The organism is Pseudomonas sp. B21-031, assembly GCF_024748985.1.
GTDB classification, from domain to species: Bacteria; Pseudomonadota; Gammaproteobacteria; order Pseudomonadales; family Pseudomonadaceae; genus Aquipseudomonas; species Aquipseudomonas kermanshahensis.
Window position 1 is genome coordinate 1,838,110 of sequence record NZ_CP087181.1, and the last position, 14,750, is coordinate 1,852,859.

14 protein-coding genes are annotated in these 14,750 nt (G+C 64.2%); 10 read left to right on the forward strand and 4 right to left on the reverse strand.

The features are described 5' to 3' along the window. Nucleotides 1–9 precede the first annotated feature (9 nt). Entirely contained in the window at nt 10–357 is a 348-nt protein-coding gene (locus tag LOY53_RS08290) for a metalloregulator ArsR/SmtB family transcription factor (RefSeq protein WP_258703841.1), read from the reverse strand. Nucleotides 358–798: 441 nt separating this feature from the next. Between LOY53_RS08290 and LOY53_RS08295 the strand changes: the two genes are divergently transcribed. Together LOY53_RS08295 and LOY53_RS08300 are read left to right on the forward strand one after the other, a co-directional pair. Then, nucleotides 799–1,056 (forward strand): hypothetical protein, encoded by a 258-nt coding sequence (locus LOY53_RS08295; protein WP_258703842.1) that lies wholly within the window; start codon nt 799–801, stop codon nt 1,054–1,056. A 115-nt stretch (nt 1,057–1,171) separates the two neighbouring features. Continuing rightward, the gene (locus LOY53_RS08300) at nt 1,172–1,459 is read left to right on the forward strand and encodes a DUF3077 domain-containing protein (RefSeq protein WP_258703843.1); all 288 of its coding nucleotides are present in this window, start codon (nt 1,172–1,174) and stop codon (nt 1,457–1,459) included. A 261-nt stretch (nt 1,460–1,720) separates the two neighbouring features. On the opposite strand, the gene LOY53_RS08305 is transcribed toward LOY53_RS08300, so the two are convergent. After that, the gene (locus tag LOY53_RS08305) at nt 1,721–2,803 is read right to left on the reverse strand and encodes an AraC family transcriptional regulator (protein WP_258703844.1); all 1,083 of its coding nucleotides are present in this window, start codon (nt 2,801–2,803) and stop codon (nt 1,721–1,723) included. 195 nt (nt 2,804–2,998) lie between these two features. Next, nucleotides 2,999–4,009 carry a phosphotransferase enzyme family protein gene (locus tag LOY53_RS08310; RefSeq protein ID WP_258703845.1) on the reverse strand — a complete coding sequence of 337 codons (1,011 nt, stop codon included), beginning with the start codon at nt 4,007–4,009 and terminating at the stop codon, nt 2,999–3,001. Nucleotides 4,010–4,238: 229 nt separating this feature from the next. On the opposite strand from LOY53_RS08310, the gene fabG reads away from it, so the two are divergent. The 3 genes from fabG to LOY53_RS08325 are packed head-to-tail and all read left to right on the forward strand — an operon-like array spanning nt 4,239 to nt 7,925. Beyond that, entirely contained in the window at nt 4,239–5,012 is a 774-nt protein-coding gene (gene fabG / locus LOY53_RS08315) for a 3-oxoacyl-ACP reductase FabG (protein WP_099430006.1), read from the forward strand. Nucleotides 5,013–5,052: 40 nt separating this feature from the next. After that, nucleotides 5,053–6,603 carry an APC family permease gene (locus LOY53_RS08320; protein ID WP_099430005.1) on the forward strand — a complete coding sequence of 517 codons (1,551 nt, stop codon included), beginning with the start codon at nt 5,053–5,055 and terminating at the stop codon, nt 6,601–6,603. 11 nt (nt 6,604–6,614) lie between these two features. Further along, the gene (locus LOY53_RS08325) at nt 6,615–7,925 is read left to right on the forward strand and encodes an aspartate aminotransferase family protein (protein ID WP_252827215.1); all 1,311 of its coding nucleotides are present in this window, start codon (nt 6,615–6,617) and stop codon (nt 7,923–7,925) included. Nucleotides 7,926–8,002: 77 nt separating this feature from the next. Here LOY53_RS08325 and LOY53_RS08330 read toward each other — a convergent pair whose 3' ends face one another. Beyond that, a complete protein-coding gene (locus LOY53_RS08330; protein ID WP_252827217.1) occupies nt 8,003–9,928 on the reverse strand; it encodes an AMP-binding protein in 1,926 nt (641 codons plus the stop codon). Nucleotides 9,929–10,385: 457 nt separating this feature from the next. Here LOY53_RS08330 and sfnG point away from each other — a divergent pair, with 457 nt between their 5' ends. From sfnG to LOY53_RS08355, 5 genes are all read left to right on the forward strand, one after another. Continuing rightward, nucleotides 10,386–11,480 carry a dimethylsulfone monooxygenase SfnG gene (sfnG, locus tag LOY53_RS08335; RefSeq protein ID WP_258703846.1) on the forward strand — a complete coding sequence of 365 codons (1,095 nt, stop codon included), beginning with the start codon at nt 10,386–10,388 and terminating at the stop codon, nt 11,478–11,480. Nucleotides 11,481–11,610: 130 nt separating this feature from the next. Beyond that, entirely contained in the window at nt 11,611–12,210 is a 600-nt protein-coding gene (locus LOY53_RS08340) for a DUF2491 family protein (RefSeq protein ID WP_252827221.1), read from the forward strand. 12 nt (nt 12,211–12,222) lie between these two features. After that, nucleotides 12,223–12,648 carry a DUF350 domain-containing protein gene (locus LOY53_RS08345; protein ID WP_027596588.1) on the forward strand — a complete coding sequence of 142 codons (426 nt, stop codon included), beginning with the start codon at nt 12,223–12,225 and terminating at the stop codon, nt 12,646–12,648. Nucleotides 12,649–12,676: 28 nt separating this feature from the next. Continuing rightward, nucleotides 12,677–13,393: a DUF1190 domain-containing protein gene (locus LOY53_RS08350; RefSeq protein WP_252827223.1), complete on the forward strand. Its 717-nt coding sequence runs from the start codon at nt 12,677–12,679 to the stop codon at nt 13,391–13,393. Nucleotides 13,394–13,395: 2 nt separating this feature from the next. Next, nucleotides 13,396–14,553 (forward strand): glutathionylspermidine synthase family protein, encoded by a 1,158-nt coding sequence (locus LOY53_RS08355; RefSeq protein WP_252827225.1) that lies wholly within the window; start codon nt 13,396–13,398, stop codon nt 14,551–14,553. Nucleotides 14,554–14,750: the final 197 nt, after the last annotated feature.

Consider the following 14,750-nt stretch of genomic DNA (forward strand, 5'->3'; position numbering starts at 1 on the left):
GTGGCGGCTTCAGCAGCAGGCGGCTGCGCGGACGGGGCGGTCGGCCATGTGCTGCAGGCGGGCTGTGTTCGCCTGCAGCCAGGTGGCATTGGCCTGCAACGTCACCTGCAGCATGTCGTGCACCCACGTGGGCAGGTCTGGGTTGAGGCGGTAATACACCCACTGGCCTTGGCGGCGATCCAGCAGCAGGCCGCTGCTTCGCAGTTGGGCGAGATGGCGGCTGATTTTCGGCTGGCTGTCGTCGAGCGCGCACATCAGCTCGCAAACGCAAAGCTCGCCCAGGGTCGCGATGAGCAGGGTGGCGCGAGCGCGGGTCTCGTCTGCCAGGTTCTTGAAGACCTCGGGTGGGGTGATCATGGAGGTGCTCTTTACATATGGATAATCGAATATACGGATTTCCATATGTTTAGCGCAAGCGGGAAAAATGCGGCATGGAATTGATACAGAGCTACCGGAAATGATCAGATTTTGGCTCTTCCTTGTAGGGCGTTTCTGAATAACTCTTTGCAGGCCATTGCGTCATTGAAGTGAGGGGGAGAGCCTTCTAGTCTGGCCGCGTCGGTGAGAAATCAACGACCAGGTCTGCAAGCCTGTAGGGTCAACTAGGAAGAGTCCACCATCAGCCACAGATGCTTTGCGTCCGGCTGCGCTTTATGGTGGCTACGTACGGGTGGTCCTCGGACCAGCCGGGCATTCTCTCTAGTTGCCCCCGGCCTTGCAGGCCTGTATGTAGCCGCCACCCAATCATCTGCAAGTGAGCAGGTGGCGATCTGAATAGTGCAACTAGAGAGACTCGCCATGCTCAAGATCGTCCCCGACCCACCATGCTCCGCCGATACACCCCATCACCTCGAAGACACCCTGATCCAGGCCTCGGAGTACGTACTCTGCGCCTTGGCCGTCGCCCACCACGCCGTCTCCACGCTCCCCAAGTCGCCTGCCTCAATCATGACCCTGGCCGTCATGCACGAAATGGAAGCTGTGCGCACATTGCTGGAATCGGCGGTTGCGCAGGTGCAACTCACGGCCAGGCCGCACATGCAGACGCTGCATTGACGTTCTCCGATGCCGGGGCTGCTTTGCAGCCCTTCGCGGGCAAGTCCGCTCCTACAGCGGGCGTCGACGCGCTTGCGAACGTTATTTTCAGCGCGACAGCGCAGGGGGATATGCAATGGACAAGGTATTACCAGAACGCACCGGCACGCTGGGTTTGACCATAGGCTCCGCGTCATGCTTGGACGGCGTGATACAGGGCAAGCGGCTGTTTCGCGTAGAGCCCGGCAACTGCTGCGACCATGCCATCGAGCAGGCGTCGGTGCTGATGGACTGCTCAAGACGAGCCTCGTTCATCGGCGTGATGGACGACGAACCTGCGCTGGTCTGGGCCTCGCACTTTCTTTGCGAAATGGCCAAGGCGTTGATGGACGATGCGCACATGGGCATGCGCAAGCACCGCTGATGCGTCAGCGCTCAACAGTGAGGGTGTAAACAATGAAGATCTTTTCCGAAGGTGATAGCGGCAGGGCGCTTTGCGAGGATTGTCGGGCGGTAGTGCCCACGCACTATGCTCGCCGTGATGTACCGTTCAGCGATGGCCGAGGACATTTTGGTAGGCGTATGCACCCACTGCGACACCGTGGTCGCCATCCCGCCGGAGGCTACCCTGGCCTTGCAGCGTCTGGCTCGCTTGGCAGTCTAGCCAGCCGCCCCACGCCAGCTTCTACTGCGCCGTCACCGTCTGCCCCTTATGCGCCTGGCGCCACTGCTTGGGGCTGACATCGAACCAGCGGCGGAACGCACGCGAAAACGCGCTGATCTCCGAATACCCAAGCAGCAAGGCCAGCTCGGAAATCGGCAGCGCGGACTGTTGCAGGTAGTAGGTCGCCAGCTCCTGGCGCACGGTGTCGATCAGGGTCGAAAAACTCAAGCCTTGCTCCTGCAGGCGGCGTTGCACTGTCCAGCTGGGCAGGCGCAACTGCTCGGCGACCTGCTCCAGGCTCGGGTAGCCGTCGCCGAGCAGGGCCCTGACCTGCGTCTTGACGTCATCGACAATGCCGGGTCGGTTGGTCGTGCCGGCCTGGCCGCCGAGCATGCGCATGCTTTCGATGACGATGGCCAGCAGCCGTGGGTCGCGGCCAGGCATCGGCCGGTCGAGCACGCTGCGGCGGAACACCAGCGAATTGCGTGGCTGGCCAAACAGCACCGGGGCGTCGAACACTTTGCAGTGCTCGTGCCAGGCCTCGGGTTGCGGGTGCTCGAACAGCACCTTTTCCGGCGCCCAGTTCTGGCCCAGTGCGTGGCGCATGAGGTTGAAGAACATGCCCAGCGACAGTTCGGCATCCTGGCGTCTGCGCACAATGGCGCCGTACTGCACCTGGTAGTCGAGGCGGTAGAACTCACCCATCGCCTCCAGCCGCAACAGGCTGCTCTGCTGGTGCACCGGGAAGGTGTCGACCACATTGCGCAAGGCATCGCCCAGGGTGGCGGAACACATGCCCACATAGCCGAGCAAACCCAGGGCGTCGGGCTTGAACTGCTGGCCGAAGCGCAGGCCGAAGTTGTCGTTGCCGGTTTGCCGGGCGGCTTCTTCGAACACCTGGCAATACTGGTTCAGGTCCAGGCTCAGGGTCGGGTGCTCCAGGCGTTCGGAGTCGATGCCGGCGCGCCCGAGGATGCGCTCGGCGTCGCCGCCTTGCTGGCCGATGAAGGTGACCAGGCCGGTTGCCGCCGAGGCGAGAATGCCGATCGCGTTGCCGGGCTGGGCGCCGGTGGGGTGGAGCGGACCTGGATGGACAACGTGCACGTAGAATCCTCCTCGATCGTTTACCGAGTGCTGCTGGGTAACGGTGGGAGCAATTTTCATTCCACGCCGCGCGAAACGCTGTAATCACACCGTTCAGCCGCTCAAGGGTACCTCTTTGCGGGCTGGGCTGGAGCACGCCAGGCGGGGGCGACGCACCAACAGGGTGCGTAGCCTTTGGTTACAAAACTGTTTCGTTCATGCCCGCGCAAGTGCGCCCACCGGGCGCTCCTGCAAGTAGCGCTGGCACAGCTCGACCGTTTGTTCGACCCACACCGGGCCCAGGCACTCGACCTGTGGGGTGCCGCGGTGGGTGCCGGTCCAGGCCAGCAGCTGCAGGCGCCGTTGCATGATCAGCGTTGGCAGCAGGGCGATGTCGCAGTCGTCAAGGCTGGCCACCGTGCTGTAGCCCTCCAGCCAGTTGTCTATCCAGTGCGGCAGGTCGGGGTGGTGTTCGAAAAAGCTCAGGGCTGCCGCCAGGTCATGCAGGTACCAGCCCATGCCGCAGTCGTCGAAGTCGATGATGCGCGTGCGGTCCCCTTGCACCAGCAGGTTGGTCAGACGCAGGTCGGCGTGGATCAGGCCAAAGCGCGATGGGTCCTCGCCATACTCGTGCAGCCGTTCGCCAATCACGCCCACGGCTTCGCTGATCAATGCGCTACCGCGTGCATCCAGGTAGGGCGCCGCACGCCAACTGCCCCAGTGGCCCTGGTCACCCAGCATGGTTTGGTGGTTCCAGGTCAGCCGCTGGAAGTTGCCCGGTCGTTGCCAGGTGCGGGCATGCCGGTGCAGGTGGGCGTTGATGGCGCCCAGCCGGCGAAAAGAAGCATTGAGTTGTTGCTGGTCGGGCTCGCCCCCGTCGATCCAGTGGAACAGCACCACAAACCGGCGGCCGTGGCCGGGCAGATCGACAACCTGAATTGCCTCCCCATCCAGCCCCGAAATCGGCACAGGTACTTCCAGGCCAGCGCTTTGCAACGCCGCGAGCCAGGCCAGCTCGCTGGCGATGTCGGCCTGCTGGTGGTAGCCGGCGCGGTGCACCCGCATGACAAAACGTTGCCGTTGCCCCTGAACCTGATAGGTGGCGTTCTCCGAATGCACCAGTAACCCGATCTGGCCCTGGTAGGCCTCGGCATAGGCCGACAGCGCACGTTGGGCAAAGCGGTCGAGCACGGCAGGGCTGGTGTGGGAGGAGATATCGGTGGTCATCAGGCACGCTCCGTTGGCAGGGGTCTGGCTGCCAGCATGAGGCGAGCCCCGCGCCACTGGCTTGACCGCAAACCGCGAAATCTTGACCGCTCGCCACAAGGCGCCCAGGCCTGATCGAGAATTTGATCTTGCGACCCGCAACTTGTGCCCTGCGGTCAAGTCGGCCGCTGCCGGTCAGCCCACCATCGGTCCACATCACCGGCTAGGTCATTGGATCGAGGGCTTGAACATGCTGACTTCACTACAAGGCAAGAGCGTATTGGTCACCGGCGGCACCAGCGGCATTGGCTTGGGCATCGCCGTCGGCTTTGCCCGCCAGGGCGCCAAGGTGGCCATCAGTGGGCGGCAGCGGGACAAGGTCGAGGCCGTGGCCAGCCGCCTGCGCGACCAAGGCCTGGCAGTGATCGGGCTGGTCGCCGATGTGGCGCAGCGCGAGCCGGTGCGGCAGTTGATCGAGCAGGTGGTGCAGGCCCAGGGCGGGCTTGATGTGTTGTGCGCGAACGCGGGTGTGTTCCCTTCGGCGCCGCTGGAACAGATGACCGACGCCGATTGGGACCTGGTGCTTGATACCAACGCCAAAGGCACCTTCCTGTGCGTGCAGGCGGCGCTGCCGCACCTGCGCCGGGCGGCCTATGGCCGGGTGATTCTCACCTCTTCGATCACCGGGCCAGTCACTGGCTTCCCCGGTTGGGCGCACTACGGCGCGAGCAAGGCGGCGCAATTGGGCTTCATGCGAACGGCGGCCATCGAGCTGGCGCGCGATGGCATCACGATCAATGCCGTGTTGCCCGGCAACATCCTCACCGAGGGCTTGCAGGGCATGGGCGAGGCGTACCAGGCCAGCATGGCTGCGTCCATTCCACTCAAATGCCTCGGCCACGTCGAGGACATCGCCAACGCCGCGCTGTTTTTCGCCTCGAAAGAGGCCGGCTACATCACCGGGCAGAGCCTGATCGTCGACGGCGGGCAGATCCTGCCAGAGTCCCTGCAGGCACTCGCCTGACGCCTTGCACCATAACCCTATAAGAACGGAGTGCATCCTGATGAGCGAGATCTACAGTGGTGAACTGAAACTCACGCGCGATGGCCAGGCGCAGCCCCACCAGGTGCAGCGCCTGCGCAAGAACGCGGTGGGCCTGATGGGTGTGCTGTTCATGACGGTGGCGACGGCGGCGCCGATCACGGCAATGCTGGGCAACGTGCCAATCGCCATCGGCAGCGGCAATGGCCAGTACGCCCCCGCAGGCTACCTGGTGGCGACGATCATCCTGGCGCTGTTTGCCATCGGCTATGCGCAAATGGCCAAGTACATCACGGCCACCGGCGCGTTCTATGGGTTTATCTCCCATGGGCTGGGGCGGGTGGTGGGAATGGCCTCGGGGATTGCGGTCACGCTCACCTACATCGTGTTTGAAGCGGCGCTGGTGGGCATTTTCGCCTTCTTCTGCGAAGACCTGCTGGCCAGCGTCTTCGGCGTGCACGTGCCCTGGATCGTGTTCGCCCTGGCCATGCTGCTGGCCAATGGCGTGCTCAGCTACTTTGACATTTCCCTGACCGCCAAGGTGCTTGGGCTATGCCTGGTGCTGGAGATCCTGATGCTGGGGCTGATGGCCTTTGCCGTGCTGCTGCATGGCGGTGGCCCGCAGGGCATGGCCGCGGAGTCGATCAACCCGCTGAACGCGTTCAAACCCGCCGAGGGCGTGATCGGCGCGAATGCGGGCATAGGCCTGTTCTTCGCGTTCTGGTCGTGGGTCGGTTTCGAGTCCTCGGCGATGTACGGCGAGGAGTCGCGCAACCCGAAAAAGATCATCCCGCTGGCGACGCTGATCGCGGTCATCGGCATCGGGGTGTTCTATGTGTTCGTGTCGTGGATGGCCATCGCTGGCTCCGGGCCTGCCGAGGCCATTCGCCTAGCGCAAGACCCAGCCACTGCCGCCGAAGTGTTCTACGGGCCGACCCGCACCTACTTGGGTGAGTGGGCGGTGAGCCTGTTCAAGCTGCTGGTGGTGACCGGCTCGTTCGCCTGCGGCATGGCCTTCCACAACTGCGCGGCGCGCTACATCTATGCCCTGGGCCGGGAAAACCTGTTCGTGTTCCTGGGCCGTACCGTGGGCCGCACCCATGAGCGCCATGGTTCGCCGCACATAGCCTCGACCGTGCAAAGCCTGATCGCCACGGTGATCGTCCTGGCGTTTCTGTTCACCGGTAAAGACCCCTACGCCGACCTCTACGCGCTGCTGGCCATTCTCGGCACCATGGGCATTCTCATCGTCCAGGCGCTGTGCGCCTTTGCCGTGGTCTGCTACTTCCATGTGGGCACTCAACGCCGTGCCCAGGCGCACTGGTTCAAGACCTTCCTCGCGCCCCTGCTGGGCGGCATCGGCATGCTCTACGTGGTCTACCTGCTGTTCGCCAACCTCAGTTTTGCCGCAGGCAGTGCGGCCGAGTCGCTGCTGTTCCGGCTGATCCCTTGGATCGTCGCGGCCAGCTTCGCGCTGGGGGGCTCCATTGCCCTGTACTTCCGCTACTTCGACCGCCGCAAGTACCACATCATCGGCAGCATCGTCATGGACGACGCGCGCCAGGACACCTGAGGAGACCGACCATGTTGAAAGTGAACGCCTTCCAGCCTGAACAGGCCGAGGCCCTGGACGCTGCCGAGCGCAGCCTGATCGAGCGCCGCCAGCGCCTGCTTGGCCCGGCCTATCAGTTGTTTTACGACAACCCGCTGCACCTGGTGCGGGGTGCCGGCACCTGGCTCTATGACCGCGCAGGCCGGGCCTACCTCGACCTGTACAACAACGTCGCTTCGGTCGGCCACAGCCACCCGCGGGTGGTTGAGGCCTTGGCCCGGCAGGCGGGCGAGCTCAACACCCATACCCGCTACCTGCACGAGGGGGTGCTCGATTATGCCGAGAAGCTGCTGGCGACCATGCCGGCAGCACTGGGCAACGTGATGTTCACCTGCACCGGCAGTGAAGCCAATGACCTGGCGCTGCGCATTGCCCGCGACTACACCGGTGGCACCGGGGTGATCGTGACCCGTTATGCCTATCACGGGATGACGTCAGCCATCGCCGAGCTGTCGCCTTCGGTGGGTGACTATGTGCCGTTGGGCCGCGATATCCGCGTGGTCGATGCCCCCCTGCATGTGCCAGAAGACCCGCAGCGGGTGGGCCAGGTATTCGCCGCCAAGGTGCGTGCCGCGCTGGCCGACATGCAGCGCCATGGTATTCGCCCGGCAGCGTTGCTGGTCGATACCCTGTTCACCAGCGATGGTGTGTTCGCCGACCCGCCGGGCTTCCTCTGCCAGGCGGTGGAGGCGGTGCGCGCTGCTGGTGGGCTGTTCATCGCTGACGAGGTGCAGCCAGGGTTCGGCCGCACCGGCACGCACATGTGGGGCTTCGAGCGCCATGGCCTGGTGCCCGACCTGGTGACGTTGGGCAAGCCGATGGGCAACGGCCACCCCCTGGCGGGGCTGACGGTACGCCCACAAATACTCGAACGTTTCGGCCGCAACGCCAGCTACTTCAACACCTTTGGCGGCAACCCGGTGTCGGCGGCAGTGGGGCTTGCCGTGCTGCAGGTTATCGAAGACGAGGGCTTGCAGGAGAATGCCCGGCGCGTGGGCGCTCAGCTCAAGGAGGGCCTTGAAGGGCTTGCTCGTGAGCATGCCTGCCTGGGGCAGGTGCGGGGGGCAGGGTTGTTCATCGGTGCCGATGTGGTGGACGGGGAGGGCAGCGCCGATGGCCCGACGGCCCGGCGCATCACCAACTTGCTGCGTGATGAAGGCATGCTGATTGGTGTGTCGGGGGCGCACAACAATGCGCTGAAGATCCGGCCGCAGCTGTGCTTCTCTGCGCAGAACGTCGAGCAGTTTCTTGGTGCCCTGCAGCGCGTGTTGCGCCAGCTGTGATGGGCTAGCAAAGGTAGTGTTTCTGCCACCCCGCCAGGGCTTCCCTGGCGGGGTTTTCTGTTTGCAGTCCCGCGTGCTCAGTGCCCGGTTGCCGCCTTGCGCCCTTGCACCTGATCATAGCAACCGGCCTGCTCGAATACCGCGCGCACTTCATCGAGCACCAACGGGTCTTCGATGGTCGGGGGTGTCGCGACGTCGGGGCTCGACGCCAGGCTGCGCAGGGTTTTGCGCAGGATCTTGCCGGAACGGGTCTTGGGCAGGCGCTTGAGGATGAACACCCGGCGCAGTGAGGCGATGGCACCGACCGCCTCGCGCACCCGCGCCACCAGCTCGCCTTCAAGTTGCGCAGGGTCTGGCTGCAGCCCTTGCTTGAGCACCACGAACCCGACCGGTACCTCGCCCTTGAGCTCCTCTGCCAACGCCACCACGGCGCACTCGGCGACGGCCGGGTGGTCGCCCAGGGCTTCTTCGAGGCTGCCGCTGGACAGGCGGTGCCCGGCGACATTGATCACATCGTCCACGCGGCCCATCACGAACAGGTAGCCGTCTTCGTCCAGGTAGCCGCCATCGCCACTGCAGTAATAGCCGGGGAACGCGCTCAGGTAGCTGTCGGCAAAGCGCTGCGGGTCGCCCCACAACGTGATCAGCGTGCCGGGTGGCAATGGCAGGCGCAGGGCAATGTTGCCGGGCTGGTTGCTGGGCAACGGCTGGCCTTCGTCGTCGAGTATTGCCAGGCGATAGCCGGGCATCGGCAGGCTCGCCGAGCCTGGTTTCATCGGCAGGTCGTCCAGCCCACGGGGATTGCCGGCAATTGCCCAGCCCGTTTCGGTCTGCCACCAGTGGTCGACCACCGGGCAGGGTAGAAAGCCCTGCAGCCATTCGTAGGTCGGTGGGTCGAGGCGTTCGCCGGCCACATACACCGCCTTCAGGCAGGACAGGTCGCGGCCGGCGGCCAGGCGCACCTGTGGGTCCTCGCGCTTGATGGCGCGGAACGCGGTGGGCGCGGTGAAGAACACATTCACCCGGTGTTCGGCGATCACGCGCCAGAAGGAGCCGGCATCGGGTGTGCGCACCGGCTTGCCCTCGTAAAGCAAGGTGGTGCAACCGCGGATGAGCGGGGCATAGACGATGTAGGAATGCCCAACGACCCAGCCGATGTCCGAGGCCGCCCAAAACACTTCGCCGGGGTGCGCGTCGTACAGCGCTTGCATGCTGTAGTTAAGTGCCACGGCGTGGCCGCCATGGTCGCGCACCACGCCTTTGGGCCTGCCGGTGGTGCCGGAGGTGTACAAGATGTACAGCGGGTCGGTGGCATCGACCGGTACCGCTGGCACCGCTTCGGCCTGGGCGAGCAGCGCCTGCCAATCATGCTCGCGAGGGCCGCGCAGCAGGGCGCGAGCTTGCTCGCGTTGTTCGATCACCACGTGTGGTGTGTGCTTGGCGGCCAGTTGCAGGGCTTGGTCCAGCAATGGCTTGTAGGGCACCACCCGTTCGTACTCGATGCCGCAGCTGGCGCTGAGCAGCACCTTGGGGCACGCGTCGTTGATGCGCACGGCCAGTTCGGCCGCAGAGAAGCCACCAAACACCACCGAATGCACCGCGCCGAGCCTGGCGCAGGCCAGCATGCCGACCACCGCCTGAGGGATCATCGGCATGTAGATGATCACCCGGTCGCCGCGCGCCACCCCCAGCGCCCGCAGCATGCCGGCGCAGCGGGCCACGCGGTCCTGCAACTGGCGATAGCTGATGCGCTCTTGCACGCCGCTGGCCGGTGAATCGTAGAGGATCGCGCAGCGCTCACCGGCTCCGTTGGCAACGTGCCGATCGACCGCCAGGTGGCAGGTATTGAGCTGGCCGTCGGCAAACCAGCGGCCGCCTGCGCCGGGGGTGTCGGTGAAGATCTGGCATGGGAAGCGCGACCAGTCCAGTTCGCTAGCCTGTTCGCGCCAGAACCCTTCCGGGTCCTCGGCCGCGCGGGTGTAAGCCTGCAGGTAGGTAGTCATGGGTGTTCTCCTTGTTACTGTTATTGTTTTTGCGACCCTCGGGCCATCCAGCCAAGCCTCATGGGCTGTAAAGGGGGCTGCCTTGCAGCCCATCGCCGGCAAGCCAGCTCCCACAGGTACGGCGCATGCTTGAGGTTTGTACTTGCCTGAGGGAGCTGGCTTGCCGGCGATGGGTCGCGCAGCGGCCCCTTTGGCCCAGACCGGAACTCATAAACCCTCGGGCCTGCTTCAATCCTCCCAGTCGCTGGCTGCCGTCGCTTGACCATCGGGCACAATTACTTGACCGCCGAACGCTGGCTGTTGCCCCCGCAACAGTGTTTCGACAGTCTGCTGCGCAGAGGGCACCGCGCCCGGTCTGCGCTGTTGGCTATCCCATTGAGGCTCAACGCTATTTTCGTTTGGCACGGTTGCTGCGTTGTCGCCTTCAACCCTTCGAGGACAGCCAAGGAGCCTCCCCATGAGCCAAGCCCCAGTCAAGTTCGCCTACTGGGTCCCCAACGTCAGCGGTGGCCTGGTGGTGAGCACCATAGAGCAACGCACCAGCTGGGACATCGACTACAACCGCAAACTGGCGCAGATCGCCGAAAAGGCGGGCTTTGACTACGCCCTGTCGCAAATCCGTTTCACTGCCGGTTATGGTGCCGACAACCAGCACGAGTCGGTCACCATCAGCCATGCGCTGCTGGCCGCCACCGAGAAGCTCAAGGTCATCGCGGCCATCCTTCCAGGCCCATGGAACCCGGCGCTGGCGGCCAAGCAACTGGCAACCATCGACCAATTCACCCACGGGCGGATCGCCATCAACCTGGTGTCGGGCTGGTTCAAGGGCGAGTTCCACGCCATCGGTGAACCGTGGCTGGACCATGACGAGCGCTACCGCCGTTCAGAGGAGTTCATCCGCGCGTTGAAGGGCATCTGGACCCAAGACAATTTCACCTTCAACGGCGATTTCTATCGCTTTCGGGACTACACCCTCAAGCCCAAGCCCCTGCAGCAGCCCCACCCGGAAATCTTCCAGGGTGGCAGTTCGCGTGCTGCGCGGGACATGGCGGCGCGGGTGTCGGACTGGTACTTCACCAATGGCAATACCGTGGAGGGGATCGAGGCCCAGGTCGACGATCTGCGTGCCAAGGCAGCCGCCAACGGCCATTCGATCAAGGTGGGCGTGAATGCCTTCATCATTGCCCGCGACACCGAGGAAGAGGCACGGGCGGTGTTGCAGGAGATCATCGACAAGGCCAACCCCGAGGCGGTGAAGGCGTTTGGGCATGAGGTCAAGAACGCCGGGGCGGCCAGCCCGGAAGGCGAGGGCAACTGGGCCACGTCCAGCTTCGAGGACCTGGTGCAGTATAACGATGGGTTCAAGACCAACCTGATCGGCACACCGCTGCAGATTGCCGAGCGCATTGTTGCGCTGAAGGCGGTGGGGGTGGATTTGATCCTCTCAGGGTTCCTGCATTTCCAGGAGGAGGTGGCGTACTTTGGTGAGCGTGTGTTGCCGCTGGTGCGGGAGTTGGAGGCCGGGCGCCGAGTTGAAAAAGCGGTGGCGTGAGGCCTGCCAGATGCGGCCCTACAAGGGCCGCGCCTGACATCAATGCAAACAGTGCTTGAATTGGCTCAATCGGCCAAACCCGCTAAGGTATCGCCCCTCGCAAGCATTGCCCCGCTTCAGGAAAGGTTCGATGCCGCTTTCGCCCAGTACCAACCCGCCCTTTGGCCTGCTCAACGGCCGCCGGTTCATACCCGACGCCTCACTCAAGACACTGCTCGAGGGTTATTCAGCGTTGCAGATTCCCAGCCCGGAAACGGTCTGGGCCGTCGGCGAGGTCGACCTCGGCGATTCGGTGCACCTGCTGCGGTTTTACCTGGACAACGAAGACTACTGGCTACAAGTGCTGATGAACGGCGACAAGGTGGGCGATAGCGTGCTGTTCGGTTATCACAGCGCTGTACCGATCCACGACGAAGCGCACCTTCAGCGCCTTGTCGGTAGCCAGTCCAAGGTCGGCCTGCCGATCTACGAACACGACGGCTGTCTGTATTCCCGCCAGTGGGGCCGTGAGCCGGGCCAGGCCAGGTTGGTGCCGTTGTACGAGCGGGTGGTCAGCCCCGACGCCCGTTATGGCATCCAGCACCTGTCAATGCTCTACGCCCGCGACACCGGCCTGCCTGAGCGCCGCGAATTTCTGCTGTTGTCGGCGGAGGAAGACGAGGCGGGCAAGGCCACCCTCACCACCTCGCTCGGCATCACCCTGCTCCCCACGGACTTTCACGTAACCTGACAAGGACTCACCATGCTCGACGCGCTACGCCTGTCGCTCAATGCCTCTGCAGTGACCGGCTTCATCCTCTATATCAGCGTGGCACTGTTGCTGTTCTGGCTGTTCCAGTTCATCTACACCCGCCTTACCCCGCACCGCGAGTTCGCGCTCATTCGTGAGAACAACCCGGCCGCGGCCATTGCCTTGGGCGGCTCGCTGATCGGCTTCTCGCTGCCAGCCAGCAATATCATTGCCTACAGCGTTGGCATCCTGGACTTCGTGGCCTGGGTCGTGATTGCCGCTGTGGTTCAATTGATTGCCTTTGGCATTACCAGCCTGGTACTGCGCGACCTGTCCAGGCGTATCGCCGCCGGCGAGCTGGCCGCGGCCATTTACGCTGCCAGCGTGGCGATCAGCGTCGGCTTCCTCAATTCGGCCTGCATGACCCCGTCGGCCTGACGCCCAAGGAGCCCCCATGAAACCCCCAATGAGACGCAGCTCCGTCAAGCTGGTGCTGGCCAGCTCGCTGCCGTTGGCCCTGACCGCGTGCAGCCCGCAAGAGGAGACCTACACCGTCAGCCAGCAGGTGAACTACGACAGTGTCGAAGCCTGCGTCAGCGACAAGGTGCCGGAGAAGGCGTGCAACGATGCCTACAAACAGGCGCTGGCCGAGTATCGGCGTACCACGCCGACCTATGTGTCCAAGCCCGCCTGCGAAGCAGAATTTTCCCCTGATGGCTGCCAGATCAGCGTCGGTGGCCGGTACATGCCGCGCATGAGTGGGTTCGCGTTAGAGACCACCGGCGAGGTGACCCAGGCCCAGGTCGATGCGGCGCACGCCCAGGGCGGCGGTTATGGCCATGTCGCTACAGCAGTGGTGGCGGGCATGCTACTGGGGCAGATGGCCAACAGCGCCGACCGCCGTTACCGCGCGCAGCCGCTGTATGCGTATCGCGAGGGCGCCGGGCAGCGCAATGGCCTGCTTGGGCAGCGCTACGGTACGGCCGGGGGCATTCAGCGCAGCAACAAAGACGAGCAGAGCAGCAGCGGCGGTGCCTCCGGTGGCGGTGGTAGCTATGGCGCCTCAGGCCGCAGCGCGTCGCGCTCGGCGGTGTCTGCGTCCATCTCGCGGGGTGGGTTTGGCAGCCAGGCGACGGCCCGAAGTGGCTGGGGCGGCAAGTCCGGTAGCTTCTTTGGGGGGTGAGCATGCGCAAGGTCGAACTCGCAGAGCGCCCAGGCTGGCGCAAGACAGCCGAGCAAGAAGGCTTTGCCTTCCACACCCTCGACGGCGAGCGTTACTGGGATGAACGGGGTTACTACCAGTTCAGCCAGGCCCAGGTCGAGCGGGACCTGCAGGCCCCGACCGAGGCGCTGCACGCGATGTGCCTTGAGGCTGTCGGGCGCATCGTCGACAGCGAGGCGCTGATGGCACGCCTGGCGATTCCACCGGCATTCTTCGACCTGGTGCGGCAGTCGTGGCTGGCGCGGCAGCCGCACCTCTATGGGCGTTTCGATTTCAGCTATGACGGCCATGGCCCGGCGAAACTGATCGAGGCCAACTACGACACGCCGACTTCGTTGTACGAAGCCGCGGCGTTTCAGCTGATCTGGCTGGAAGAACAAATCCTGCGCGGCGTTCTGCCCGCGCAGGCCAGCCAGTTCAATACCCTGGCCGAAGACCTGGTGCAGGTGTTTGCCGCGCAGCCGGGGCAGGGCACGTTCTACTTCTCGACCATCTCGGGCTCGGTGGAAGACCGTGGCACCACGGATTTTCTGCGCAAGATGGCCGCCCACGCGGGTATTCATACCCGGCACATCGACCTGGAGGACATTGGCCTGAATGGCGAGGGGCGTTTCGTCGACCTGGAGGGGCGGCCGATCCCGCGGCTATTCAAGCTGCATGCCTGGGAGCATATCTTCCACGAAGACTTCGGCAGGGCTATCCCGGGGTGCGACACGCAGTTCGTCGAGCCGCCCTGGAAGGCGCTGATCTCCAACAAGGGCATCTTGCCGTTGCTGTGGGAGTGGTACCCAGGGCACCCCAATCTGTTGCCAGCCTTCGTCGACGACAACCCTTCGCGGCCAGTGCCCAGAGGGTGGGTGCGCAAGCCGTATTTTTCGCGGGAAGGGGCCAATGTCGATATCCGCACCGGCGCGGGGCAGCGGGTATTCGAGGACGGCCCTTATGACGACGCACCGTACATCTTGCAAGGGTTTGCGCCGCTGCCCAGGTTTGGCGACAGCTACACGCTGATCGGTTCGTGGGTAGTCGGCGACAAGGCGGCAGGGATGGGGATTCGTGAGGATGATTCGCTGATTACCAAAGACAGTTCGCGGTTTGTGCCGCATGTCGTGCTGGGCTGACGGACTGCAAAGCGGGGCAACTGAAACAGCCTGAACCTCACGTCGGTTTCAGGATGCGCCTGGTCGTTCGCATGCAACCCTCCGGCGCCACAAGTGCCATGCTTGCAGGATGCTCCTGGACCAGTGCGCGCAGACGCACGGCCGTGGGCAAGGAGGCTGCCGACACCCCGCAACCGTGACGTGGCCGGCACGCCGCA